This window comes from Bradyrhizobium diazoefficiens, assembly GCF_016612535.1.
Lineage (GTDB): Bacteria > Pseudomonadota > Alphaproteobacteria > Rhizobiales > Xanthobacteraceae > Bradyrhizobium > Bradyrhizobium diazoefficiens_C.
On the sequence record NZ_JAENXS010000001.1, the window covers coordinates 316,144 to 339,224 of the forward strand.

31 protein-coding genes, 1 pseudogene and 1 riboswitch are annotated in these 23,081 nt (G+C 63.1%); of the genes and pseudogenes, 21 read left to right on the plus strand and 11 right to left on the minus strand.

The features are described 5' to 3' along the window. Nucleotides 1-15 precede the first annotated feature (15 nt). Nucleotides 16-546 (minus strand): PRC-barrel domain-containing protein, encoded by a 531-nt coding sequence (locus JJE66_RS01445; RefSeq protein ID WP_200512356.1) that lies wholly within the window; start codon nt 544-546, stop codon nt 16-18. Nucleotides 547-763: 217 nt separating this feature from the next. Then, nucleotides 764-1,330, minus strand: a complete 567-nt coding sequence (locus JJE66_RS01450; protein ID WP_200512357.1) for a hypothetical protein — start codon at nt 1,328-1,330, stop codon at nt 764-766. A 180-nt stretch (nt 1,331-1,510) separates the two neighbouring features. On the opposite strand from JJE66_RS01450, the gene JJE66_RS01455 reads away from it, so the two are divergent. Then, on the plus strand, nt 1,511-2,266 hold the full coding sequence (locus JJE66_RS01455; RefSeq protein ID WP_200512358.1) for a response regulator: 756 nt from the start codon (nt 1,511-1,513) through the stop codon (nt 2,264-2,266). A 15-nt stretch (nt 2,267-2,281) separates the two neighbouring features. Then, complete coding sequence (locus tag JJE66_RS01460; RefSeq protein ID WP_200512359.1) at nt 2,282-3,607, plus strand: ATP-binding protein; 1,326 nt, start codon at nt 2,282-2,284, stop codon at nt 3,605-3,607. On the opposite strand, the gene JJE66_RS01465 is transcribed toward JJE66_RS01460, so the two are convergent. Continuing rightward, on the minus strand, nt 3,604-3,810 hold the full coding sequence (locus JJE66_RS01465) for a hypothetical protein (RefSeq protein WP_200512360.1): 207 nt from the start codon (nt 3,808-3,810) through the stop codon (nt 3,604-3,606). The two genes, JJE66_RS01460 and JJE66_RS01465, sit on opposite strands and share 4 nt — an antisense overlap. Nucleotides 3,811-4,048: 238 nt before the next feature. On the opposite strand from JJE66_RS01465, the gene JJE66_RS01470 reads away from it, so the two are divergent. The 7 genes from JJE66_RS01470 (at nt 4,049) to JJE66_RS01500 (ending at nt 10,554) form a co-directional block, all read left to right on the plus strand. Beyond that, nucleotides 4,049-4,588: a lytic transglycosylase domain-containing protein gene (locus JJE66_RS01470; RefSeq protein WP_200512361.1), complete on the plus strand. Its 540-nt coding sequence runs from the start codon at nt 4,049-4,051 to the stop codon at nt 4,586-4,588. 26 nt (nt 4,589-4,614) lie between these two features. Next, nucleotides 4,615-4,755: riboswitch (TPP riboswitch) on the plus strand. Continuing rightward, nucleotides 4,743-5,768 carry an FAD-dependent oxidoreductase gene (locus JJE66_RS01475; RefSeq protein WP_200512362.1) on the plus strand — a complete coding sequence of 342 codons (1,026 nt, stop codon included), beginning with the start codon at nt 4,743-4,745 and terminating at the stop codon, nt 5,766-5,768. It overlaps the preceding riboswitch by 13 nt. Continuing rightward, entirely contained in the window at nt 5,759-5,956 is a 198-nt protein-coding gene (thiS, locus tag JJE66_RS01480; protein WP_200512363.1) for a sulfur carrier protein ThiS, read from the plus strand. Before JJE66_RS01475 ends, thiS begins: the two co-directional genes overlap by 10 nt. A gap of 172 nt (nt 5,957-6,128) precedes the next feature. Next, nucleotides 6,129-6,911 (plus strand): thiazole synthase, encoded by a 783-nt coding sequence (locus tag JJE66_RS01485; RefSeq protein ID WP_200512364.1) that lies wholly within the window; start codon nt 6,129-6,131, stop codon nt 6,909-6,911. Continuing rightward, complete coding sequence (locus tag JJE66_RS01490) at nt 6,898-7,506, plus strand: thiamine phosphate synthase (RefSeq protein WP_200512365.1); 609 nt, start codon at nt 6,898-6,900, stop codon at nt 7,504-7,506. Before JJE66_RS01485 ends, JJE66_RS01490 begins: the two co-directional genes overlap by 14 nt. A 165-nt stretch (nt 7,507-7,671) precedes the next feature. Next, nucleotides 7,672-9,570: a phosphomethylpyrimidine synthase ThiC gene (gene thiC, locus JJE66_RS01495; protein WP_200512366.1), complete on the plus strand. Its 1,899-nt coding sequence runs from the start codon at nt 7,672-7,674 to the stop codon at nt 9,568-9,570. Between the two features lie 261 nt (nt 9,571-9,831). After that, entirely contained in the window at nt 9,832-10,554 is a 723-nt protein-coding gene (locus JJE66_RS01500; protein ID WP_200512367.1) for a hypothetical protein, read from the plus strand. A 200-nt stretch (nt 10,555-10,754) separates the two neighbouring features. Here the strand turns inward: JJE66_RS01500 and JJE66_RS01505 are convergent, their stop codons facing one another. Beyond that, complete coding sequence (locus JJE66_RS01505; protein WP_200512368.1) at nt 10,755-11,594, minus strand: HNH endonuclease; 840 nt, start codon at nt 11,592-11,594, stop codon at nt 10,755-10,757. Nucleotides 11,595-11,780: 186 nt separating this feature from the next. Between JJE66_RS01505 and JJE66_RS01510 the strand changes: the two genes are divergently transcribed. Next, nucleotides 11,781-12,308: a mismatch-specific DNA-glycosylase gene (locus tag JJE66_RS01510; RefSeq protein ID WP_246756030.1), complete on the plus strand. Its 528-nt coding sequence runs from the start codon at nt 11,781-11,783 to the stop codon at nt 12,306-12,308. Then, nucleotides 12,298-12,870 carry a hypothetical protein gene (locus JJE66_RS01515; RefSeq protein WP_200512370.1) on the plus strand — a complete coding sequence of 191 codons (573 nt, stop codon included), beginning with the start codon at nt 12,298-12,300 and terminating at the stop codon, nt 12,868-12,870. Before JJE66_RS01510 ends, JJE66_RS01515 begins: the two co-directional genes overlap by 11 nt. 107 nt (nt 12,871-12,977) lie before the next feature. On the opposite strand, the gene JJE66_RS01520 is transcribed toward JJE66_RS01515, so the two are convergent. Both JJE66_RS01520 and JJE66_RS01525 read right to left on the minus strand, forming a co-directional pair. Continuing rightward, nucleotides 12,978-13,202: a DUF6429 family protein gene (locus JJE66_RS01520; RefSeq protein ID WP_200512371.1), complete on the minus strand. Its 225-nt coding sequence runs from the start codon at nt 13,200-13,202 to the stop codon at nt 12,978-12,980. 205 nt (nt 13,203-13,407) lie between these two features. Continuing rightward, nucleotides 13,408-14,136, minus strand: a complete 729-nt coding sequence (locus tag JJE66_RS01525; protein ID WP_200512372.1) for an SDR family oxidoreductase — start codon at nt 14,134-14,136, stop codon at nt 13,408-13,410. 839 nt (nt 14,137-14,975) lie between these two features. Here JJE66_RS01525 and JJE66_RS01530 point away from each other — a divergent pair. Both JJE66_RS01530 and JJE66_RS01535 read left to right on the plus strand, forming a co-directional pair. After that, nucleotides 14,976-15,368, plus strand: coding sequence for a hypothetical protein (locus tag JJE66_RS01530; protein WP_200512373.1), 393 nt, complete (start codon nt 14,976-14,978; stop codon nt 15,366-15,368). Between the two features lie 11 nt (nt 15,369-15,379). Further along, nucleotides 15,380-16,072, plus strand: coding sequence for a glutathione S-transferase family protein (locus JJE66_RS01535; RefSeq protein ID WP_200512374.1), 693 nt, complete (start codon nt 15,380-15,382; stop codon nt 16,070-16,072). A 135-nt stretch (nt 16,073-16,207) separates the two neighbouring features. On the opposite strand, the gene JJE66_RS01540 is transcribed toward JJE66_RS01535, so the two are convergent. After that, complete coding sequence (locus JJE66_RS01540; RefSeq protein WP_200512375.1) at nt 16,208-16,642, minus strand: hypothetical protein; 435 nt, start codon at nt 16,640-16,642, stop codon at nt 16,208-16,210. Nucleotides 16,643-17,119: 477 nt separating this feature from the next. On the opposite strand from JJE66_RS01540, the gene JJE66_RS01545 reads away from it, so the two are divergent. From JJE66_RS01545 to JJE66_RS01555, 3 genes are all read left to right on the plus strand, one after another. Beyond that, nucleotides 17,120-17,503 carry a RidA family protein gene (locus JJE66_RS01545; RefSeq protein WP_200512376.1) on the plus strand — a complete coding sequence of 128 codons (384 nt, stop codon included), beginning with the start codon at nt 17,120-17,122 and terminating at the stop codon, nt 17,501-17,503. Nucleotides 17,504-17,655: 152 nt separating this feature from the next. Beyond that, entirely contained in the window at nt 17,656-17,916 is a 261-nt protein-coding gene (locus JJE66_RS01550) for a hypothetical protein (protein WP_200512377.1), read from the plus strand. A 157-nt stretch (nt 17,917-18,073) separates the two neighbouring features. Continuing rightward, on the plus strand, nt 18,074-18,712 hold the full coding sequence (locus JJE66_RS01555; protein WP_200512378.1) for a hypothetical protein: 639 nt from the start codon (nt 18,074-18,076) through the stop codon (nt 18,710-18,712). Nucleotides 18,713-18,718: 6 nt separating this feature from the next. Here the strand turns inward: JJE66_RS01555 and JJE66_RS01560 are convergent, their stop codons facing one another. Then, a complete protein-coding gene (locus JJE66_RS01560) occupies nt 18,719-19,204 on the minus strand; it encodes a J domain-containing protein (RefSeq protein WP_200512379.1) in 486 nt (161 codons plus the stop codon). A gap of 111 nt (nt 19,205-19,315) precedes the next feature. Between JJE66_RS01560 and JJE66_RS01565 the strand changes: the two genes are divergently transcribed. Then, complete coding sequence (locus JJE66_RS01565) at nt 19,316-20,083, plus strand: SDR family NAD(P)-dependent oxidoreductase (RefSeq protein ID WP_200512380.1); 768 nt, start codon at nt 19,316-19,318, stop codon at nt 20,081-20,083. A gap of 197 nt (nt 20,084-20,280) precedes the next feature. Then, nucleotides 20,281-20,529: a helix-turn-helix domain-containing protein gene (locus JJE66_RS01570; protein ID WP_200512381.1), complete on the plus strand. Its 249-nt coding sequence runs from the start codon at nt 20,281-20,283 to the stop codon at nt 20,527-20,529. Nucleotides 20,530-20,544: 15 nt separating this feature from the next. On the opposite strand, the gene JJE66_RS01575 is transcribed toward JJE66_RS01570, so the two are convergent. Continuing rightward, nucleotides 20,545-20,757 carry a hypothetical protein gene (locus tag JJE66_RS01575; RefSeq protein ID WP_246756031.1) on the minus strand — a complete coding sequence of 71 codons (213 nt, stop codon included), beginning with the start codon at nt 20,755-20,757 and terminating at the stop codon, nt 20,545-20,547. A gap of 199 nt (nt 20,758-20,956) precedes the next feature. On the opposite strand from JJE66_RS01575, the gene JJE66_RS01580 reads away from it, so the two are divergent. Further along, a complete protein-coding gene (locus JJE66_RS01580) occupies nt 20,957-21,445 on the plus strand; it encodes a collagen-like protein (protein ID WP_200512382.1) in 489 nt (162 codons plus the stop codon). A gap of 14 nt (nt 21,446-21,459) precedes the next feature. On the opposite strand, the gene JJE66_RS01585 is transcribed toward JJE66_RS01580, so the two are convergent. Together JJE66_RS01585 and JJE66_RS01590 are read right to left on the minus strand one after the other, a co-directional pair. Next, nucleotides 21,460-21,675 carry a hypothetical protein gene (locus tag JJE66_RS01585; RefSeq protein ID WP_200512383.1) on the minus strand — a complete coding sequence of 72 codons (216 nt, stop codon included), beginning with the start codon at nt 21,673-21,675 and terminating at the stop codon, nt 21,460-21,462. 89 nt (nt 21,676-21,764) lie between these two features. After that, the gene (locus JJE66_RS01590; protein ID WP_200512384.1) at nt 21,765-22,031 is read right to left on the minus strand and encodes a DUF2277 domain-containing protein; all 267 of its coding nucleotides are present in this window, start codon (nt 22,029-22,031) and stop codon (nt 21,765-21,767) included. A 108-nt stretch (nt 22,032-22,139) separates the two neighbouring features. Here JJE66_RS01590 and JJE66_RS01595 point away from each other — a divergent pair. Both JJE66_RS01595 and JJE66_RS01600 read left to right on the plus strand, forming a co-directional pair. Continuing rightward, nucleotides 22,140-22,376 (plus strand): annotated as a pseudogene (locus JJE66_RS01595) (hypothetical protein); the annotation flags it as partial. A 79-nt stretch (nt 22,377-22,455) separates the two neighbouring features. Next, nucleotides 22,456-23,058 carry an MSMEG_1061 family FMN-dependent PPOX-type flavoprotein gene (locus tag JJE66_RS01600; RefSeq protein WP_200512385.1) on the plus strand — a complete coding sequence of 201 codons (603 nt, stop codon included), beginning with the start codon at nt 22,456-22,458 and terminating at the stop codon, nt 23,056-23,058. Nucleotides 23,059-23,081: the final 23 nt, after the last annotated feature.

A 23,081-nucleotide genomic window follows, 5' to 3' on the forward strand; every position in this document is an offset into this window, starting at 1 on the left:
ATCACGTGCTCCGCATCACTCCGAGTACTTGAACTCGGGCATGTTCTTCAGCTGGTCCTTGGTCGCGTTGAACACGGCGTGGTCCGGATACCACTTTGAGCCCGACGACGTCGTCGTGGTCGTCTTCTCGGTGCCGGTCGCAGCGCCGGTGGTGGTGGACGCGGCGGGCTTGGCGCCCGGGTTCGCGCCGGTGCCGGTATAGGCCACGGCCTCATTGACGAATTTCAGCTTCTCGTACGGCACGGCGACCAGATGCTCGCCCATGCCGAGGAAGCCGCCGACGCCAATCACGGCGATCTTCACGGCGCCGCTCTTGTCCATCAGCAGGTCGTTGATCGAGCCAATGTTCTCGTTGGACTCGTTATAGACCTTCACGCCCGCCATCTTCGACACACGCCATTCGCCCGATGCGCTCGTGGTTGTGGTGGTTGCGGTGTTAGCCGCATTGGGCGTCTTGTCGGTGGTGGTGGTCGGGTTTTGCGCGAACGCAACGGTCGCAAGCAAAGCGGTGCCGGCAAGACCGGCGGCGATCGATTTCATCAACATGGTTGTCCTCTCCTTCAGCAGAAAACTTGTGCGGGGAGAACAGCCACGAGCACGTGCAGTTCCTGAGCTGCGGCAATTTCGTTGCGCAATGCGGTGCTGCGTTGCGACGAAGGTTCCTGCGTCACACAGGAACGTTGTGCGGTTCCCCGCCGACGATCTTGCGCCCTGGGATGTAGCACGATCGCGGCGAGGAACGCGCCGACCTGCGTCGCTCAGGTCAGCTCTGGTAGTCGATCAGAAGCGCGGAGAAATCCGAGCTGCTCGACGAACTCGTGGTGCTGCCATTGGCGCCATAGGACGAGCTCGAGGACTGCGACTGCTGCAGCGCCTGGAGGAACTGCTCGAGGATCTTGGCCGTGCTGGACTCGGTCGAGCTGCTGCTCGTCGAATCCGTCGACGACGCGGAATCCGAAGAGCCGTCGTCCGACGGCGGCGGACCGGGCGGCGGGCCACCTGCACCACCGGGCCCCTTGGCGAAGGCGGACTGAAACACACCTTTCAGTTCGTCGGCCTGGCTCGACGTCAGCGTCCCGTTCGAGACTTCGCCCGCGATGAGGTCGTCGATCTTCGACTTCAGGCCATCCTTGGACGGCTTGGTGCCGCTGGACTGGTCGCTGGAGCGGCTCTGCTGGAGCGAGGTATCGATGTCTTGCAGCGCGGTCGTGAGCGCGGACTGGTCCGACGAGGAGATCGTGCCGTCGGAAACTTCCGATTGCAATTCCTGCTGCAGCTTTTGCAGCGGCGACTGGTAGTTACCGGCGGAGGCCGCCGAAATCGAGGTCATGAGGGCACCGTGGCTTTTGCGGGGTTTCGTACATTCCTGCGCCACGGTATGGTTAACGGCCTTAACGAGACCTTGCCGTGCGACTACGCGGTCGTTGCGGGGTGTTGCGGAAACATATCCGGAAACAAACTGTAACAAAAATCTTCGCCTTTTGGCCCGAATCTTGGACAAACAAAGCTCATGGCCATTCCTTCTCCCAACATCCTGGTCGTCGAGGACGACCGCGAAACGCGGACGTTGATTGCGAAGTACCTGCGCAACAACGCCTGCAACGTCACCGCCGTGAGCGACGGCCGCGAGATGTCGCGCGCCATGTCCGACCACCGCGTTGATCTCATCATCCTCGACGTCATGTTGCCCGGCGAGGACGGTCTCAGCCTGTGCCGCAAGGTGCGCTCGGAGGCGCAGACGCCGATCATCATGCTGACCGCGCGCGGCGAGGACGTCGACCGCATCGTCGGCCTCGAGATGGGCGCGGACGACTATCTGCCGAAGCCGTTCAACCCGCGCGAGCTGCTCGCCCGCATCAACGCGGTGCTGCGGCGCCAGGCCTCCGCGCAGGCCGCAAGCTCGATCGAGGGCGCATCCACGCTCGCCTTCGAAGGCTGGCGTATCGACCTGCGGCTGCGCGAGTTGCGCAATCCGGAAGGCGCCCGCGTCGCGGTGACCAGCGCCGAGTTCGACCTGCTCAGGACGTTCTGCGAGCGGCCCGGCCGCGTGCTGTCGCGCGACAGCCTGCTCGACCTCACGCAGGGGCGCAACACCGGCTCGTTCGAGCGCTCCATCGACGTGCTGGTCAGCCGCATCCGCCGCAAGATCGAGCCCAATCCGGCCGATCCGACCCTCATCAAGACGGTGCGGTCCGGCGGCTACCTGTTTACGCCAAGAACTGAAGTAGCGAGCACGGAAGCGGTTACGACGCCCCCGAGCAGCTGACGGGGCGTTAAGGCGATGAGGCCGTTTGGGTTCTTCCACCTCAAGGGCATCGGCGGGCAGATTGCCGCGCTGGTGCTGGCCTCGACGGTCGCGCTGCATCTCGTCGTCACCACCGCCTTCCTGATCAACCGGCCCGACCGCCCGGACGCGCCGCCGGACGGCGCGCCCCAATTGATGGATGCAGCGCTGCTGCTCGGCTCGGCCGAGCCGGATGACCGGCCGCGCCTCACCGCAGATCTCGCGCGCGCCTTCCCGAAGCTCAACCTCGAGACATCAGCACCGGGCACGGCGACGGTGATTGAGGACAGCGAAAGCCAGCACCTGCACGGGCTCCGCCGCCATCTCGGCCGCGGCTACAAGGTGGTGCAGCTCGCGCCCGAGGGCGGCGTACATCGCATCGGCGTGCAATTGCCCGACGGCACCGTGATCGCGGGCCATGTCGAGAACGGCCCGCGGCCGTGGTTCTGGGGCGGGCCGTGGCTCATCACGCTGATGACGGCCTTCATCTGTATCAGCGTGCTCGGCGTGTGGGCGGCGCGCGCGCTGGCGACGCCATTGTCGGCCTTTGCCAAGGCCGCCGAGAATTTCAGCCTGGACGGCACCGCCGAGCCGCTGCCCGAGCGCGGACCGGAGGAGATCCGCCTGGTCGCGCGTGCGCTCAACCGCATGCATGAGCGGATCGCCGGCCTGATGTCGGATCGCACCCGCATGCTGGCGGCGATCAGCCACGATCTGCGCACCCCGATCACGCGACTGCGCCTGCGCGCCGAGTTCATCGAGGACGAGGGCAACCGCAAGCGCATGCTGATCGACCTCGACCAGATGCGCTCGATGCTGGAAAGCGTGCTGTCGCTGTTGCGCAACGACCGCAAGGTCGAGGCGGTGACGCTGGTCGACATCGCGAGCACGCTGCAGCTCATCGCCGACCAGTTCGGCGACATGGGCCATGTCGTGCATTACGAGGGACCGCTGTCGGCGACCGCCGCCGCCCGTCCCGACGATCTGCATCGCGGCGTCACCAATCTGGTCGAGAACGCGGTGCGCTTCGGCGCCGAGGTGACGATCCGCCTCGATGTCTCCGGCACCAAGCTCGTCATCGACGTCGAGGACGACGGCCCCGGCATTTCGGATGCGCGCAAGCAGGAGATGCTGGAGCCGTTCGTGCGCGGCGACGACGCGCGCACCATGGACGATTCCACCGGCTTCGGCCTCGGCCTGTCGATCGCGCGCGCGATCGCGCTCGCCCATGGCGGCGAGTTGTCGCTGCACGACCGCCAGCCGCACGGGCTGATCGTGCGGATGCAATTGCCGGTGTGGCAGCAGCCGCGGCTGGCGGCTTAAGCCGCCAGCGCGATAGCCGCCTCGTCGAAGATCGCCACCGCCTCGAAGCGATAGCCGCAGGCGCGGCAATTCCAGAGATAAGAGATGCGTCCCTCGCCCGGCTCGATCCAGTCCGGCCGTTGGATCGGCGTGCCGCATTGGGCACAGGGGTTCTGTCTGGGGATGTCGCCGGTGTGTGCTGCCGCCGTGTTGGCTTTTGTCATGGCACCTCTCCCGATTCGCAACGGCTTTCATACTCGCTTTCGCCGAGCAGCGCGAATAGACAGGCGTGCTGTCGCGAGCGGGTTCGTTCGCCCGAGGGATCCCTGCGCCAGCATTGAGTCATCACGACGGCTCGGGGCCCGCGAAATCGCCGACGGCGGCGTTTGGTCACATCATCGCCGCGTTCGGGAGGCCTAACGGCAGCTTGGCGCGAGCCATTCAGGCAATCCGGGGTATCTGATGAAAATTTTGCGCGTCGCCGCGCTGCTCGCGGCCGGACTGGTGTCGTCGCAGGCCGCCTTCGCGGGTGAGGCCGAATATGCCGAGATGGTCGCGGCCCACGCGCGCGCCAACGGCGTGCCGGAAGCGCTGGTGCATCGCGTCATCATGCGCGAAAGCCGCTATCAACCCGGCCTGGTCGGCCATGGCGGCACCATCGGGCTGATGCAGATCAAGCTCGCGACCGCCCGCGGCCTCGGCTACACCGGCGATGCCGCCGGCCTGCGCGATCCCGACACCAATCTCACTTATGCGGTGAAGTACCTCGCCGGCGCCTATCACGCGGCGAACGGCGACCACGCCCGAGCCATTCGTTATTTCGCGGGCGGCTATTACTACGTTGCAAAGCAGCAGCGCCAGCAAGCCGTGCGAGAGGCGAGCTTCGAGACCCAACTGGAGCCGAACGGCAATCCGCAGCCGATGTTCGGCCCTCTGCCGCATCGCAAGCTGGCGCAGCGCATCCGCAACGCGCGGGCGCAGGTTCCCGGGAACATGCGTTGACACAGGCCGCGACTGGCCTACATTAGAGCCGTTCCGAGGGGTGCTCCGAGGAGGAGCTGAGATACCGCTAAATGGGCAATCCCGAAGATGGGAACGCCCAGGACCGCGGTGACCCTTTGAACCTGATCCGGGTCATGCCGGCGAAGGGACAGGGATGTTGCAGACGACCAAGCGACCGGATTCCACGGTATCCATCATCGGTGCAGGCATAGCCGGAGCCTGGCAGGCGCTGTTGTTCGCGCAGGCCGGCCATGCCGTGACCTTACACGAGCGCAGTGACGCAGGCATGACCGACGCCACCAGCCACTGGGCCGGCGGCATGCTCGCGCCGTATTGCGAGGCGGAGGTCGCCGAACCCATCATCTCCAGGCTCGGCCTGCGCTCGCTCGACATCTGGCGGCGCGAATTGCCGGACACGCCCTTCAACGGCTCGCTGGTCGTGGCGCATCCGCGCGAGCGCAACGATTTCGAGCGCTTTGCGCGGATGACAGAAGGCCATCGCCGGCTCGATGCGAGCGGCCTCGCCGCGCTCGAGCCGTCGCTGGAAGGCCGCTTCCGCGATGCGCTGTTCTTCCCGACCGAGGGCCATGTCGAGCCGCGCCGCGTGCTGCCGAAGCTGCACGCGCGCATCGTTGCCGCCGGCGGCACCATCAAGTTCGGAAGCGACGTCAGCGCCGCCGATCTCGCAAACCTTAATCCTAAAGGCATCGTGATCGACTGCCGCGGCCTTGGCGCGCGCGACGAACAGCCGGAGCTGCGCGGCGTCAAGGGCGAGATGATCCTGATCGAGAGCGACGAGGTGCAGCTGGCGCGCCCGGTGCGGCTGATCCATCCGCGCTGGCCGCTCTACGTGATCCCGCGCGAGGACAATCTGTTCATGCTGGGCGCCACCTCGATCGAGGCCGAGGACACCGGCGTCAGCGTCCGCTCCGCACTGGAGCTGCTGGGCGCGGCCTATGCCGTGCATCCTGCCTTTGGCGAGGCCCGCATCGTCGAATTCGGCTCGGGTCTCCGTCCGGCCTTCCCCGACAATCTGCCCCGCATCGGCGTGCGTGGCGGCAAGATCAGCGTCAACGGACTCTACCGCCACGGTTTCCTGCTCGCGCCGGCGCTCGCCGAGCTGACGCTCAATTACGTCGAGCGCGGCCAGATCGACAATGAGGTGATGCAATGCGTGTGATCGTCAATGGCGAGCAGCGCGAAATCAGCTCAGCGAGTGTGGACGCACTGCTCAGCGAGCTCGACTACGAGGGCACCCATTTCGCGATCGCGCTGAATTACGACGTCGTTCCGAAAAGCCGCTGGTCCGAGACCGCGCTCAAGGCCGGCGACGAGATCGAGATCATCACGCCGCGGCAGGGAGGGTGAGGATGTTGCAGGCAAGCTCTCTCCACGAGTCGTCCCGGCGAAGGCCGGGACCCATACCGCGTGATCTCGCTTGGGGCGCGCGGAGAAAGACCGACCGTCACAACGCAAGCCTGTGGTTATGGGTCCCGGCCTTCGCCGGGACGACGGCATTGATTGAGGAGACACCTCCCACATGGTGACCTTCTACGGCAAAACCTTCGCCTCCCGCCTGCTGATCGGCAGCGCGCTCTATCCCTCGCCTGCGATCATGCAAGGCGCGATCCGCGCCTCCGGCGCGAACATCGTCACCGTCTCGCTCCGCCGTGAATCCGCCGGTGGCAAGACCGGTGACGCCTTCTGGAATCTGATCCGCGAGCTCGACGTCACCGTGCTGCCGAACACCGCCGGCTGCCGCAGCGTGCGCGAAGCCGTGACCACCGCAAAGCTCGCGCGCGAATTGTTCGGCACATCCTGGATCAAGCTCGAAGTCATCGCCGACAACGACACGCTGCAGCCCGACGTCGTCGGCCTGGTCGAGGCCGCCGCGATCCTGATCAAGGACGGTTTTGAGGTATTCCCCTATTGCACCGAGGACCTCTCGGTCGCCAACCGCCTGGTCGACGCCGGCTGCAAGGTGGTGATGCCGTGGGCCGCTCCGATCGGCAGCGCGAAGGGTATCACCAATCGCGATGCGCTGAAGCTGATGCGCGAACGCCTGCCCGACGTCACGCTGGTGGTCGATGCCGGCATCGGCGCACCCTCGCATGCGGCCGAGGCGCTCGAACTCGGCTACGATGCCGTGCTGCTCAACACGGCCATCGCCAAGGCCGCCGATCCCGTCGCCATGGCCAACGCCTTCCGCCTCGGCTGTGATGCCGGCCGCACCGCTTACGAAGCCGGGCTGATGAACGCCCGCGATTTCGCCTGCCCCTCCACCCCTGTCGTTGGGACCCCGTTCTGGCATGCCGTATCCTGATCGATTCTACCCCGTCGTCGACAGCCTCGCCTGGGTCGAGCGCCTGACCAAGCTCGGCGTTGGCACGATCCAGCTGCGCGCAAAAGATTTGAACGACGGCGACGCGCTCCAGATCGTCACCGACGCGCTGGCGATCACCAAGGGCACGCAGGCCAAGCTGGTCGTGAACGACTATTGGCGCGCGGCGATCGTCGCCGGGGCGAAGTACCTGCATCTCGGCCAGGAGGATCTGGCGGACGCGGATTTGACAGCCATCCGCGAGGCCGGCCTGTCGCTCGGCATCTCCACCCATGACGAAGAAGAGCTTGCGACTGCGCTCGCCGCAAAACCCGACTACGTCGCGCTCGGCCCGATCTTCTTCACCACGCTGAAGTCGATGCGCTTCGAACCGCAAGGCATTCCCAAAATCACGGAGTGGAAGAAGCGCGTCGGCGCGATCCCGCTGGTCGCGATCGGCGGCATCAAGTTCGAACACGCCGCGGAGATCTTTGCCGCCGGCGCGGATTCCATCGCCGTGGTGTCCGACGTTACTCAAAATGCCGACCCGGATGCGCGGGTCAAACAATGGCTCGGCCAGTCGAAGGAGGCGGCGTGACACACACTCTCTCCACTCGTCATTGCGAGCGACGCGAAGCAATCCAGAGTCTCTCCGCAGAGGCAGCCTGGATTGCTTCGTCGCAAGTGCTCCTCGCAATGACGGAGCAAGAACTCACCAGCGTCGCCCAGACGCACACGCATACCAATTAAACCGGAGGATTCCATGAACATCCGCTCCAACCCCGACAAGACCGTCCCCGCCGTCACCACCGGCCCGCTGCCGTCCTCGCGAAAAATCTTTGCCTCGCCCGACGCCGCGCCCGACATGCGCGTGCCCTTGCGCGAGATCATCCTCTCCGAAGGCGCCGGCGAGCCGAACCTGCCGGTCTACGACACCTCCGGCCCCTACACCGACCCGAGCGTCACCATCGACGTCAACGCCGGCCTCGCGCGCGGCCGCAAATCATGGGTGCTGGAGCGCGGCGGCGTCGAGGAATATGAGGGACGCCAGATCAAGCCGGAGGACAATGGCAGCGTCTCCGCGGACAAGGCCGCGCGCTCCTTCTCCGCCTATCACCAGCCGCTGCGCGGGCTGGACGGCCACAAGATCACCCAGCTCGAATTTGCGCGGGCCGGCATCATCACCAAGGAGATGATCTACGTCGCCGCCCGCGAAAATCTCGGCCGCAAGCAGCAGCTCGAACGCGCCGAACAGGCGCTCGCCGACGGCGAAAGCTTTGGCGCAGAAGTCCCCGCCTTCATCACCCCGGAGTTCGTGCGTTCCGAGATCGCGCGCGGTCGCGCCATCATCCCCTGCAACATCAATCACAGTGAGCTCGAGCCGATGATCATCGGCCGCAACTTCCTGACCAAGATCAACGCCAATATCGGCAACTCCGCGGTGACCTCGTCGGTCGAGGAGGAGGTCGAGAAGATGGTGTGGGCGATCCGCTGGGGCGCCGACACCGTGATGGACCTCTCGACGGGCCGCAACATCCACACCACCCGCGAATGGATCCTGCGCAACGCGCCGGTGCCGATCGGCACCGTTCCGATTTATCAGGCGCTGGAGAAGTGCGACGGCGATCCGGTCAAACTGACCTGGGAGCTCTACAAGGACACGCTGATCGAGCAGTGCGAGCAGGGCGTCGACTATTTCACCATTCACGCCGGCGTGCGCCTGCCCTACATCCACCTCACCGCCAACCGCGTCACCGGCATTGTTTCTCGCGGCGGCTCGATCATGGCGAAATGGTGCCTGGCGCATCACAAGGAAAGCTTCCTCTACACACATTTCGACGAGATCTGCGATCTCATGCGCAAGTATGACGTTTCGTTCTCGCTCGGCGACGGCCTGCGCCCGGGCTCGATCGCCGACGCCAACGACCGCGCACAGTTTGCTGAACTCGAGACGCTCGGCGAACTGACGAAAATCGCGTGGGCCAAGGGCTGCCAGGTCATGATCGAAGGCCCCGGCCATGTGCCGATGCACAAGATCAAGATCAACATGGACAAGCAGCTCAAGGAATGCGGCGAAGCGCCGTTCTACACGCTTGGACCGCTGACCACCGACATCGCGCCGGGCTACGACCACATCACCTCGGGCATCGGTGCAGCCATGATCGGCTGGTTCGGCTGCGCCATGCTCTGCTACGTCACGCCGAAGGAGCATCTCGGCCTGCCCGATCGCAACGACGTCAAGGTCGGCGTCATCACCTACAAGATCGCCGCGCATGCGAGCGACCTCGCCAAGGGCCACCCCGCAGCCCAGCTCCGCGACGACGCGCTCTCCCGCGCGCGTTTCGACTTCCGCTGGACCGACCAGTTCAACCTCGGCCTCGACCCCGAGACCGCAAAAAACTTCCACGACGAGACCCTGCCGAAGGAAGCCCACAAGGTCGCCCATTTCTGCTCGATGTGCGGACCAAAGTTCTGCTCGATGAAGATCACGCAGGACGTGCGGGACTATGCGGCGACGCTGAATGATCCGGCTGCGGTGGGGATGTCGATGAGCGGGACGGCCGAAGACGGCATGGCGAAGATGAGCGCGAAGTTCAAGGAGATGGGGAGCAGCGTGTATCTGGATGCGGAGAAGGTGAAGGAGAGCAATCGGGTGTTGTGAAGAGGGAGCTGTACTCATCCGACGATGAAAGAGGCCGGGCAATAGCCCGGCCTCTTTTTTACTTCTCATATTCTTGTGGGACTATTTCCAACAAGAAAGCGCCAACTTATCCAAATGACTCACATCCCAAGGCTGATGCAGCAGTACTAGGCACGCTGAGTTAGTCAATCGATCGCCACGTTTGCTATTCTAGCAGCCTGATTCGCAAAGCCATTCACACGAAACATCTTAAGCGTCCGACGGCGTCTAAGGAGCGCTCTCATGTTCAACATCAAGATTACGCTGGGAGAAGGACTAGCTGCCACTACACTCGGATATGTATTGGCCGTCGCATCTTTCAACGCAGGCTACTTTGATCTCGTACCAAGTCGCTTCGTGGAGCTATTCTCTTTCTCGGATTTGGTGAACGCTAACATTCCGATATTGCAATACGTTATCGGCGTCTACACAACCTATTGCGTCCTGTCCCTCATGTTTTCAATCCCAAAACATTTTCTCTCGAAGGGATTGGACAAGCTTGTTGCAGTAGCTCCTTTGCCCGCTTGGAGCGTCGACTTGCTCCCCTTGGTAGCACTCGCCCTTTTTGCCGCAACGGCGATACTGAACGATATCCATCTCAACGCGATAAATAACGAGATCTTCACTATCGAGTTCTTGCCGTGGGCTATCCTATTTTGGTTCATCTTCGATTTCACTTTGTCGAGTTATCGAAGACACCAAATGGACCAGAAGAGTTTTCTTATCGCCGTAATTATAAACGCTGTGATATTCTGCCATATCTCCGGAAAGATGTGGCTCAAGTACGAAATTCGAAACCACGAAGGCATTCAGGCCATGTATCTTCAGTCGGGTGAATGCCTCAGCCGTAAGCTTTTGCGCTCTACGGGAAATGGCATGCTACTCTATAGTTTCGATCTTAAGCAGTTCGAGTTTCGTGATCGAAGTTCAATACGAACTATCTACGGCGGCGCCGGATGTACTTAGCCCGTAGGTTGGGTTACGCCTTGCGCCGTCGAGTGTTGAACGACCACACTTGTGAGCGGCTAACCAACCTTACGCTGCCAGTTCAGCGAAGCCAGTTCACGCGCGAGATTGTCTCCCGCGTGCTGGTCATATTTCGCGGCGAAGCAGGCGTCGGAGTAGATGAGGTCGCAGCATCCGAGGTCTTTACCTACCCTCGCACCTCATGACAGCCACGAAAATAAGCGCGACGAAAATTCGGACAAACGTTCCAAGATAGATGGAGCAAACCGACCCGCCACCCTCCACTTTGTCCGCCAAAGGGGTAGATTGATCTCGCCCATCCCCAGGGCTTCAACCATGTCTTCAACAGTTCTCGACAAATCTTCCATAACCCCGTGAGCGGTTAGAATATGTATCATCGTGCCGCCGCTCCCCGGACCGGCCGGCTCACTGACAGATCGGTGCCACAAATAACGCGAAGCAACATAGTCGTTGAAGTATTTGCCGGCACCATCTGGTCCAAAATGATCCGGAGGATACCACGCGGATAGATGAAGCAGGACCCGTTCCAGGATATCGATGATTTCCAAGGCCGCACCACGCATTTGGCCAGTAACGCCAGAGTCCCAGTCATTACGCGCTCGGTCATGAGCAACCTTGCGCAAGCTTGGGAGGTGCTCGATATATGCGATTAACTGCGTGTCGGACGGACGATTCCATTCAGCGCTCAAATCGGGCTTCATCGTTCGCGACATCGAAGCAATGGCGATATTGTCAGCCCTCGCGCGGCGGTCCGCCACTCTCGCTATCCAATCGACGCGATACTTTTCTACTTCGGCCGCGAGCAACGTTCTTCCAAACCCACCTCGAACTTGAGTCCGATCGTGGTCGTCGAAACAAAGTACTGCAAGATTATTCACAAAATGGTTGGTTGGATTGCCATCAATATGATGAATTTGGATCCGCTTACCTGGCTCGCGGCAGATACAACAGGTATGATCTTGCAAAAATAATACTTCGGCGCTCACGTCCTCGGGCACAGATGTTCGTTCTTTTGGCATGTGTCCATGTCGCGCGGATTGCAGTGGTCGCTGCCTCGCAGGCTGATTCGCTTGATCAGTGGCGGATGGTAACCCACCGATCTCCGTCGGCAAGCGTAATCCGGATGAAGCAAAGCAACATCCGATTGACAGTTGACCCGCGCGCCGCTGACGCTAATGCGAGCCACAACACTAGAGTTAGTCGATTTGCCTGCACCCGCCCCTCACCGCCTTCCCGACCAACTCCGTCCCAACCTCCGCCTCGTCTTCGTCGGCACCGCCGCCAGCACGCGCTCGGCCGAACTCGGTCACTACTACGCCCATCCCGGCAACCGCTTTTGGCGTGCGATCCATGAGGCCGGCATCACGCCGCGGCGCTATCAGCCGGGCGAGTTCGCCGCGCTGATCGAGCTCGGGATCGGCTTCACCGATCTCTCCAAATCGGGCGCCGGGATGGATCACCAGATCGCGGCTGAGACGATCGACGTGCCCGGCTTCAGGGCCAAGATCGAAAAGTATCGACCGCGAACGATTGCGTTCACGAGCAAGAAGGCGGCGAGCTTGTTTTATGGCAGGCCATCGAACGGGATTTCGCTGGGGCGGCAGATGCGCGACGAAGGCCCAGCCGAGATATTCGTGCTACCGTCGCCGTCCGGTGCCGCTTCCGGTCACTGGACGCTGGAGCCGTGGCGCGAACTCGCGGCCTGGATCAAGAGCGATACTCATGCGGTTTGAGATTCTGCCCGGTCTGCCGCCATATGGTCCCATGGCTGTGAACTTCAGTGTTCACGGCCCGCGCGAGCACCGGGAAGGACTGGTCGTCCGCTTCTATCCAAAGAACTCCGAGCCGTGGGTCGGGAATTTCGTCGGCGGGATGTCTGCCTGCAATGCCGTCCTCGATTATCCTGGTGGGGATTATGTCATCGTCGTCGCGCAAGGTGATGCCTGCATTCTCGATCCCGAGCGCCGTATCGTGCTCGATCGTATCGCGGGCGATATCAAACAGGTTATTTCGGTTTCGTCGCTTGGGTCCGTCGTATTTCAGCGCTTGACCGACTTCATCGCGATACGGGATGACAACTCCGGATGGCACAGCCCACGCATTTCCTGGGACGGCTTTCGCAACATTGAAGTCCACGAAGCGACGCTTTTGGGCGAAGCATACACTCCGAACGGCAACTATTGGGCGCCGTTCCAACTCGACCTTTTGACAGGTCACTGCACTGATGGAATATACGAGAAGGAAATGAGCGAAGCAGGGCTAATTGCGCGCGACGCCGATCGACCCCTCAATTAGCTCGTAGCTCGTAGGGTGGATTAGCGAAGCGTAATCCACCAGGTTCGTCCGGCAATCGCGGAAGCATGGTGGGTTACGCATCGCTAACCCACCCTACGAGAGCGCTCTTATTCCTCGAACAACTCTTTGAACAATGCTTCCGCGCGTTCGAGTCCCTCGTCGGTGAACACGACAGACTTTACCTTGCCGACGGGGTCAAGGATCATCCCCTTGTCATGCAGGCGTCCGAGCACGCCCCAATCAAAGCCTTTCCATGCACGATAGCCATCGTGCAGGGTCAAATAAAGCAACGCCAACGCGGCGTCGTCGATCTTGTCCTTATTGATGGCCATCGTGACCTCGCGCAGAGCAATGTCGAGGGCATCCTATTCGACCATAGCCAATCCGCAATGGCCTCGAATGCGCCACGCGATCCATTGAGCTTCGGTGGGCAAAGGCGCCCTTGCGCCGTGCCCACCATCTCTCCACAAATCCGGTCAAACGGTGGGCACGGCGCGCGAAGGGCGCGCCTTTGCCCACCCTACAAAAGCACACGCCCTACAGATCGAAATTGGTCGGCATCATCACCACGTCGCGGATGGTCATGCCGCGCGGCCGCGTCAGCATGAACATCACCACGTCAGCCACCTCGCCGGCCCCCAGCAGGCTTCCCGAATCCCTTGCTTCCTTCAGCTTCTCGGCCGGCCAGTCCGCGAGCAGCGCGGTGACGACCGGGCCGGGCGAGATCGAGCCGACGCGAATGCCGTGCTTGAAGACCTGGCGCCGCACCGTCTGGACAAAGCAGTTGATCGCCCATTTGGACGACGCATAGACCGGCTCCCAGGGCGTCGGAAAATGCGCCGCCAGCGAGCTCGTGACGATGATGTCGCCGGTCCTGCGCTCGATCATGTGCGGCAGCACGTCGTGCACGTTCTTCATCACGACGTTGACATTCAAATTCAGCATCCGGTCGATCGCCGTGGTGTCGGCATCGACGAGGTCGCCGCCGACATAGGCGCCCGCATTGGCATGCAGGATGTCGAGCTGGCCCGCCTTCTCCAGAACGCGCGGCAGCAGCGTGGCGCAGTCTTTGGGATCGAGCAGGTCGACGACCAGCGGGATCGCGGCGTCGCCATGCTTGTTGCCAAGCGCGGTCAGCGCAGCCTCGTCGCGGTCGATCAGCACCACGCGCGCGCCCGCGGCCAGCATCGCTTCAGTGCTCGCGAGCCCGATGCCCGATGCGGCCCCGGTCACGGCAGCTACCTTGCCGTCCAATTCTCTTGCCATGAGATCACCATTCAGTTGAGCTCGGAAGTATAGCGATGCCAGGCGAATTGGCGAAGTGGAACACTTCGTAGGGTCGGTTAGCGTAGCGGATTGCGCGAAGCGCAAACTGCTAGGCGTAACCCACCAAGTCTGTCGCTGCGGATTCAGAACTGGTGGGTTACGCCAAGCAGATGCGCTTCGCACATCTGCTTGGCTAACCCCACCCTGTACCCTTCGCGCGTCGTCCCGAGGACGAAGCAGGGCGCGACGTTCTGACAGCAGCACGGGAATTTTCGGCCCCGGCAGTTCGCTAAATGGGTTTCACTCCGATCGAGCAATGCTACACGCTTGCCTTGCATCGGGGAGCGCTGTTAGCCTGCACTACCATAGGTTTAACATTTGCGACGGTATTGGAGGGGATTTGACATGGCCGACAGATATACCAAATCTGTACTTACGGTAATTGCAGCAGCGCTTTGCATGATTGCGACCCAGCAATTCCTCCGCACCGCGGAGGCAGAGACAGGCCGATGCGGCGATCCCAGCCACCCATGTGCCACGTATAACGTCTATTGGGAGAGCAATTCCAGCCAGTGGATACCGTGTTACGGAACTGGGCGCAGCTGTTATGCGGTTGGCACGAACAACAGATGAGCTGGCGTCAGTCGACAAGCGCAACGACCTGACCCGCAGTTTGTTTCCATACGCCAAACAGTTGATCGGGCATCCTCCGATCGATCGACGTCGCGCGCAGACTATTGCAAGCGGGTCATGCCGGCGATACGACTTGGACGGAAGAACTCAGAACGTGGAACAGCCGGGCCTCAACCGGCGCACATCATGTCGAGGAAGCCGCCGCCATGACCGACGATCTCTCCGGTGTCTGGGACGGCACTTACATCCAACCCGGCACGGGAATGGTCACGTTCACCGCGACGCTGGTCGAGGCCGGCGGTGCGCTCGAAGGCCACGTCACCGAGCCCTGCTCGAATCCGCGCTGCCCGCTGCGCACCCACAGCGCTTCGATCACGGGCCATCGCTCAGGCCGCGTCGTGTCGTTCGTCAAACGCTACGAGCCGCCGGGTTACGGCTTCGACATCGTCCACTACGACGGCATCATGAATGGAGAGGCGACCGAGATCGACGGACGCTGGCGGCTGCCTGATACGTCCGGATCGTTCCTGATGATTCGCTCCAGCAAGCCCGCGCAGGCGGTCACGACTGACGACAAGGCCAAGCAGACTGCACGCTGAAGGGAGCGACCATGCTGACCCTCTATTCGTATCCGGAGCTGTTCGGCGTCGCCGACAACAACGGCTATGGGCTCAAGGTCTACGCCTTCCTGAAATTGGCCGGCGTTCCTTTCGTGCACGAGCACGTGTTCGATGCCTCCACCGCGCCGCGCGGGCAACTACCCTACATCGTCGATGACGGCGAGATCATCGGCGACAGCGAGACGATCATCGCGCACGCGATCGCGAAATATCATCTGACTATCGATGCCGCACTATCACCGGCGCAGCGCCGCACCCATCATCTCGTCACGCGCATGCTGGACGATCTCTACTGGGTGATGTCGTATTCACGCTGGAAGGACGAGCGCTACTATCCGGCGTTTCGCGACGGCTTCATCGCCCAGCATCCGCAGATCGACGCCGATGGCTTCGAGAAGGCAAAAGCCTACAATGCACAGCGCTATCATTTTCAGGGCATCGGCCGCTACAGGCCCGAGCAGGCCTATGCGCGGGGACTTTCCGATTTACAGGTGCTGACCGAGATCGTGCCGGCGCACGATTTCGTCGATGGCGAGCGGCCGACCAGCTGCGATGCCGGGATCTACGGCTTCATCGCGAATATCTATTATCTGCCGATTCCGACGCCGCTGAAAGCGTTCGTCGAGGCGCACGAGAACCTGATCGCGCATTGCGAGCGGATTCATGCGATGGTGAGTTCGTAGATCGTACTTCGTAGGGTGGGTTAGCCCTGCGGCTGCGCGAAGCGAAGTCCGCTGGCGTAACCCACCACTGTTCCTATCCGCGGAAACAGAAGAGGTGGGTTACGGCTTCGCCTAACCCACCCTACGCACCTCTTCCTACCGCATCGTGATCGCAAGCCCGCTCAGATCCGCGTTCGCCATCAGGCCGACCTGGGTGCCGGTCAGCTCCAGCACCGCGCCCTTTTGGTTGGTCAGCACGATGGCGCGGGCGCCGCGGCCGACCGCGAGACCGGCACCTGCGGCGCCATAGACGCCGGCGACGTCCGAGGGACGGTTGATGTTGGAGACGCGGCCGCGCAGCACGGTCTTGGAGCCGCCGAAGACGAGGCCGTAATCGAGCCCGCCGGCCGAGAGCGAATAGGAGCGGCCGCGGAAGTTCAGCGTACCGCCCCCGCCCGAACCGCCGATGATCCAGCCCGCCTTGTAGATCGTCAGCACCACGGTGCCGCCGTCGGCCTGCGCCGCGGTCGAGAGGCCGGCCAGTGCGGCAATGCCGACGAGCGCGGCACGCAAGGTGGAAGCAATCTTCATGGGGCGTCTCCGGGGGCTATTTTTCAAGGCAGGGGAATCGAAAGCAATCGAATCAGACGCTGCAATCTATCCGATCGATCGCGGCGGCAACATGATGGCGGCGGTGCGCTCGGTCTGCTCCCTCGCCCCGTTCTTACGGGGAGAGGGTTGGGGTGCGGGGCTGCCTCCGCAAAATAAGTGACAGTTGGACTCGCGGAGACTCCCCCTCACCCGGAATTTGCTGACGCAAATTCCGGCCTCTCCCCGCGCGCGGGGAGAGGCGAAGCAAGGATCGCTTCCGCACACCGACGCGCCAACCCCACCATGCCATCCTGCCCCTGTTTTGCCCGACGGGTCAACCAAATATTTCTGCCTTCCCGAATTCAAGTTTTGCCAATCATTTCTACTGTGCATGGGGTTGTTTTCGCGTTTTCTGTTGGAGCGTGCCCCGCGTGCCGCTACGCTGCGGCGAACTCCATCACCGTTCGAGGCGACCCCATGCCGATCCAGCATTTCGCACCCCCGCCGCACGTCAAGGCGCCGCCGCTGTCCTTTGCGGCGCGCGTCGGCGACCTGCTGTTCGTCTCCGGCATTCCCGGCTTCGATGCCCAGGGTGCGCTGCCTGACGGCTTCGAGGCGCAGTTCGCCAATGTCGTCGTCAACATCAGGCGCGTGCTGGACGAGGCCGGCGCCACGACGCGCGACCTCGTCAAGGTCAACGTGCTCTTGACTCGCGCTTCCGATGTGGCCCCCATGAACGCGCTCTATGCCGGCGCGTTCGGTCCGCCGCCCTATCCTGCCCGCACAACTTGCGTGGTGCAGGCGCTGCCCGATCCGAAGATGCTGATCGAGATCGAGGCGGTGGCCTCGCTGGCGCGGTGAGCCGCGCCAGGCGCGTGTGTCTTGCCGGGCACTCGGCCGAACCAAGTGCCCGGCTTCTTCTGACATATCCGTGAACGGCCGCTCCTCGGCTTGCAAAGGATCTGCTTTTACCGCACGAATTTTGCGTCACACGTCCCATCAGGAGATTTTTCATGCGTCGCGTTCTCGCTCTTTGTGCCGTTGCCGGCATCGCCACCTCCGTGTTCGCCGTGCCCGCGTCCGCAGCGGTCGGCTATTACGTGATCCGTTGGGACAACACCGGCATCTGCCAGGTCTGGAACGAGGGCCTGAAGTATAAGCCGTTCCAGTGGGGCGTCTCGACCTACAAGGTGGTCAGCAAGCCGCTCCCGACCTTCACGGCCGCCTCCGAGCTCCAGATCAAGATGCGCGCCGAGCGCCGCTGCACGCTCTGAGCCGATCGGCCAGTCCCATTCGAGGGCGGGTTGCGCGAGCAGCCCGCCCTCTTCTTTTGCGACGACAAGTCTTTTGCAACGACAAGGGCCGGGCAAGGATGCGATGCTAGCATCCTTGCCCGGTCTTTTTTTCACCTCGCCAATATGGAGCAGGTCGATGCGCGCACGGACGACGACGGTAGCCGCTCTCGCCGCATCACTCCTGCTCGGTGCAGCGGCGCAGGCGCAGGCGCCGCAATCGTTGCGGGTGATCTCGCCGATCTTCGGCCAGCTCGTCAGCTTCGCGATGCCGTCGGATTTTGTCGCAGCGTTCGAGAACACCAAGGACGGCCATTACATCCGCGAGGCCGTGCTCAAGGGCGAGACGCCCGAGCGCTGGACGCAGATGATCACGGTCACCGGCGAGAAGGGCATGACGTTGACGCCAGGTAGCTCGCCGCAGATCTTCGCGGGCACGATCGCCGGCGGGTTCAAATCAGCTTGCCCCGACAGTTTTGCGGCGAGGCCCTTCGGCGCTATGACCTTCGGCCGCTTCGAGGGGTTTGTCGCGGTGATCGGTTGCGGCCGCATCGACAGCGGCCCGACGCGGCACAGCGAGACCGCGCTCCTAATCACGCTCAAAGGCGCGACCGGCTATTACACCATCCAATGGGCCGAGCGCGGCCCCGAAAGCGACGAGCCGCCGCTCAACGACGACCGCTGGCAGGCGCGCCTGCACGACCTGAGCCCGATCGACCTCTGTCCGATCATGCCGGGCGAAGCCGCGCCCTATCCGAGCTGCGTAAACAAGCGCTGAGGCCCCTTACGCGTCCTTGTGCGCGCCGGGATGGATCAGGACATCGCGCGCGGCGGCGAGGTCGATGAAAGCCTGCGCGCTGCCGCCCTGGTCGGGATGCTTGCCCTTGGCGGCGCGGCGATAGGCCTGGTTGATGTCCTCGCAGGTGAGCTGCACCGCGAGCGGCAGGCCCAGCATCTGGCGGGCGCGATCCTCGCTGGACAGTTTTTTCGGCGCCGCGTTGCGGCGGCCGAAGCGCGGCGCGGTCAGATCGTGGACAACGTCGAGGACGACCCCGACCCGGCGCTGCGCCGCCAGCGCGACGGTGCGATCGTCATTGTCCACGGCCTGGCGCAGCACGGGAAGCGCCTGCTCGGCCGCCTGCCGCAGCATGATATCGGTGCTCATCCGCGCGATCTCGGCCACCAACCGGCCCGCCTCGGTCCAGTCGGCGAATTCCGCCGACCGCAGGCGCTCGAGCGCCAGTTTCCAGGATTCAAGTCGTTCCATCATGCGCGCAACGTTTAGCAATGAAGATCAGTATGCCAAGGCCGCCGTTTCCGACCCCTTAATTTCGAGTTAGCCTTTCATGAAATTTAGAAGCGAATTCGGGAGGAAAATGTCATGGCATTGCTCGCAAACCACATCGCTGTCGTCACCGGCGCCGGTTCCGGCATCGGCCGGGCGATCGCAGCCGGCTACGCCCGCGAGGGCGCGCAGATCGTGCTGCTCGACGTCAATGCCGACACGGTCGCGGAGGCCGCCGAGGGCATCCGCGAGGCTGGCGGCAAGGCCGAGAGCTTTGCGCTCGACGTGACCAGGCGTGACGATTGCTTTGCGCTGGCCAAGCAGATCGCGGACAAGGTCGGGCAGGTTTCGATCCTCGTCAACAATGCCGGCATCACCCGCCGCAATGCCTTCACCGCCGAGCCCGAGACGGTGGCGAAGGACTGGGACGACATCATCTCGCTCAATCTCAACGGCGTCTTCAACACGACGCAGGCCTTCCTCGCGCCCCTGCGCGCGAGCAAAGGCCGCATCGTCAATATCGCCTCGATCCAGTCCTTCGTGCACCTGCGCACGCCGAGTTCGGCGGCGTACACCACCTCGAAGCATGGCGTGCTCGGCTTCACCAAGGCGCTTGCGGTCGAGCTCGGCAAGGAAGGCGTGCGCGTCAACGCGATCGGGCCAGGCTTCATCGAGACCAACATCAACGCCAATGTGCGCGCCACCAATCCCGCGCTGGTGCAGGCCTTCGTCGATCACACCCCGCTCGCGCGCACCGGCAAGCCGGAGGACATCGTTGGTCCCGCGATCTTCCTTGCCTCCGATCTGTCATCCTACGTCACCGGAACGATCGTAATGGTCGATGGCGGATATCGCACGGTGTGATCGAGATCGGTCCGCCTTGCTATGCATCTCGTGCCAATCGCGGCGACGCGGCGGCATTCCCAAGGTCAATTCGTGCGGTCGCTCGCAATTAACTTTTCATTAACCAAACCCGCCCACCGTAGATCTACGGCTTGGGGGTCGTTTGTTCTCGATCCGCTTCCTGCGGTGGAAGCGGGCGTTGATCGGGGAGTATGTTGATGACCACTGTTCATGTCGCAGCGTCCGAGCAGGGCGCGCAATTCCTTGCCCCCAACGAGATCGTTCCACTGCTGATCGGCGCGACCGTCGGCGAGGTCGAGCGCGAGCTCGTGCTCCAGACGCTCGCGCGCTGCGATGGCAATCGCACGCGCGCCTCGCGCGTGCTCGGCCTGTCGGTGCGCACGCTGCGCAACAAGATCAGGCTCTACGCCGCCTCCGGCATCGAGGTGCCGGCCTATCACGACTAGCGCGTGACGGCGCGATCATTCCGCGCGCGGCGCCGCTCGTGAGAAGATCTGATACAGCTTGGTGCCGGCCAGCAGCGACAATGCGATGATCGCGACCCAGGCTGCGGTCAGCGCGATCGCGCGCAGCAGGAAGGCTGTCAGGACTGCCCATGAAGCCTGCGGCTCCTCGGCGTGGCCGACCGGCACGACATCGGGCACGATCAGATGAGCGAGACCGAGCGCGGCCACGAAGGGTGATCGCGGACAGGCAAAAAATTTTCCAGGCTGCGCGCATCGATCGCTCCTCGCTGAGTTGTGGCCGCGATCAATGACACGGCCCCCCGTGCCGCCGATTGATGTTGATCAAGCCCGGCCAGATGCGCGAGCGGAATTGCTGCTGTCGTCAAACGCCGCTAAGTAGCTTGCTTTGCGCAAAGGGAGTCGTGGCGTGGCAGACGATCAGGGACGGCAGGGACCTCCGGGTCCGCGCGGGCGGCAGGGCGAACCGGGGCGACCAGGGCCGCAGGGTCATCCGGGCAAGCGGGGGCCGGACGGCACGCGCGGCAAGCCGGGTCCGCAGGGCAAGCCCGGTCCCGTCGGCAAGGCAGGAGCGCAAGGCAAGGCCGGCCTGCCGGGCAAGCCGGGCGAAGCTGGCCCGCGGGGAGCTGCTGGACCGCAGGGCCCCGCCGGCCCGCAAGGCCCGCGCGGCGAGGCGGGGCCGCCCGGCCAATTGCCGTCGATCGAGCAGGTGCTGCCGTGGCTGGATCAGCTGTTCGACGCCTGGGACGAGCGCCGCCGCCAGCGCGAACAGGAAGCCGCCGAGCGCGCCGCGCTCGAAGCCGCCGTGCACGAGGCTGAAGATGCACCTTCCGACGAGAGCGACGACGGAGAAGGTGACGACAAGAAAAAGAAGAAAAAGAAGAAGCACGGCCACTAGACTAGGATTACCGGCTACTTCGCCTGGTCCTCGCGCCGCGGCAACATGCCCATGCGCTCGAACTGCCAGCGCATGGCGCGGTACCAGAGATAGCCGACCGCCGCGCCGCACAGCGCCAGGATCACCACGTTCGCGCTCGAGAACGAGCCGCTCCACCACATCATCCACGCGGTCCATAGCAGCGTGAAGACGATGGCACCTGCTTTCAGCGGAAGAAGGGGGCGGCTCATGGTCGTGCTCCGGGCTGTCAAAACCCCGGCGAACATCATCGCGCGCGGAGATCGCTTTTTCCGTGAGCCAGATCACGGAGCGGCTTTGGTCAGCCGAAGCGCAGCCGCGAACGCTCCTTCGCTTTCTCCGCCTCGACCTCGCGGTCGCGCGCCGGCGCGTGGGTGTGCAACGAGATCAGCAGCTGTCGCGCAGCCTCCGAGACCTCGGCCACCGCGCGGTCGAAGGCCGCCTCATTGGCCTGTGATGGCTTGTTGAATCCGGAGAGTTTTCGCACGAACTGGAGCGCGCTGGCATGGATCTCATCCTCCGTCGCCGGCGGCTCGAAATTGAACAGCGTCTTGATGTTGCGGCACATGCAATCTCTCCCGAGGATTTCCCATAAGACGATCGGCAGAGCCGAAATCCTACATCCTTCCGGGCGCTTCTGCTAAGGTCCCCCCACGCAGCCAAGCACCGAGACATCAAAAGCGTGATGGCGCCGAACGGTGTGCCCTGCTGTGACATCTCCGACGGCCATCGCACCGAATACGACGTCCGCAAAGGCACGTATTGGGTGCCGATCGAGGGACAATGGATGGAGGTGCCTGAGCGCGCCATCATCCGCGATCGCGGCAATCCGATCGGCCAAGCCGTGGTGTGGTACGCCCACCACCGCGGCGCCATCATCATCAGCTGCTTCGTGCCGGCAGACGCGGTGTAGCAGACGGCAGGCCGGATTTCGTTGGCTGGAGACGGCCCGATCCGGTAGTTTGAAGCGAAGCTGAAGCGGAGACACGCCGTTGACCAACCTTTGCGCCGAAGACCTATCCACCATCTATGCGAAGCCGACCCCGCGCGTGATCGCGAAAGCGCGTCCCGGCATCGACGTCCATGCGAAGAAGTTCATCGAGATGTCGCCGTTCTGCGTTCTCGCGACATCAGGCATCGATGGCAGCGTCGACGTCTCGCCGCGGGGCGGCGGCATCGGCTTCGTCCATGTCGCCGGCCCGAACCAGTTGCTGATGCCCGACCGCGCCGGCAACAACCGCATCGACAGTTTTCGGAACGTCGTCGAAGGCTCGGGCTTCGTGCACTTGTTGTTCTTCGTGCCTGGCATCGACGAGACGCTGCGCGTCGGCGGCCGCGGCACGCTGTCGGCCGATCCGGATCTGCTCGCCTCAATGGTGGAATTCGGCAAACCGCCGCGCGCGGTCCTGAGCGTCGCCGTCAGCGAAGTCTATTTCCACTGCGGCAAGGCGCTGATGCGCTCAAAGCTGTGGTCGCCGGAAAAGGTGCAGCGCTCTGTAATGCCGAGCATCAGCCAGGTCATCCACGACCAGACCAGCCTCGGCGAGCCGGAGAGCCAGGAGATCGTGGAAGAGCGCTACAAGGCGCAGCTCTGAATCACAGCGTCGTCGCGGCCTTC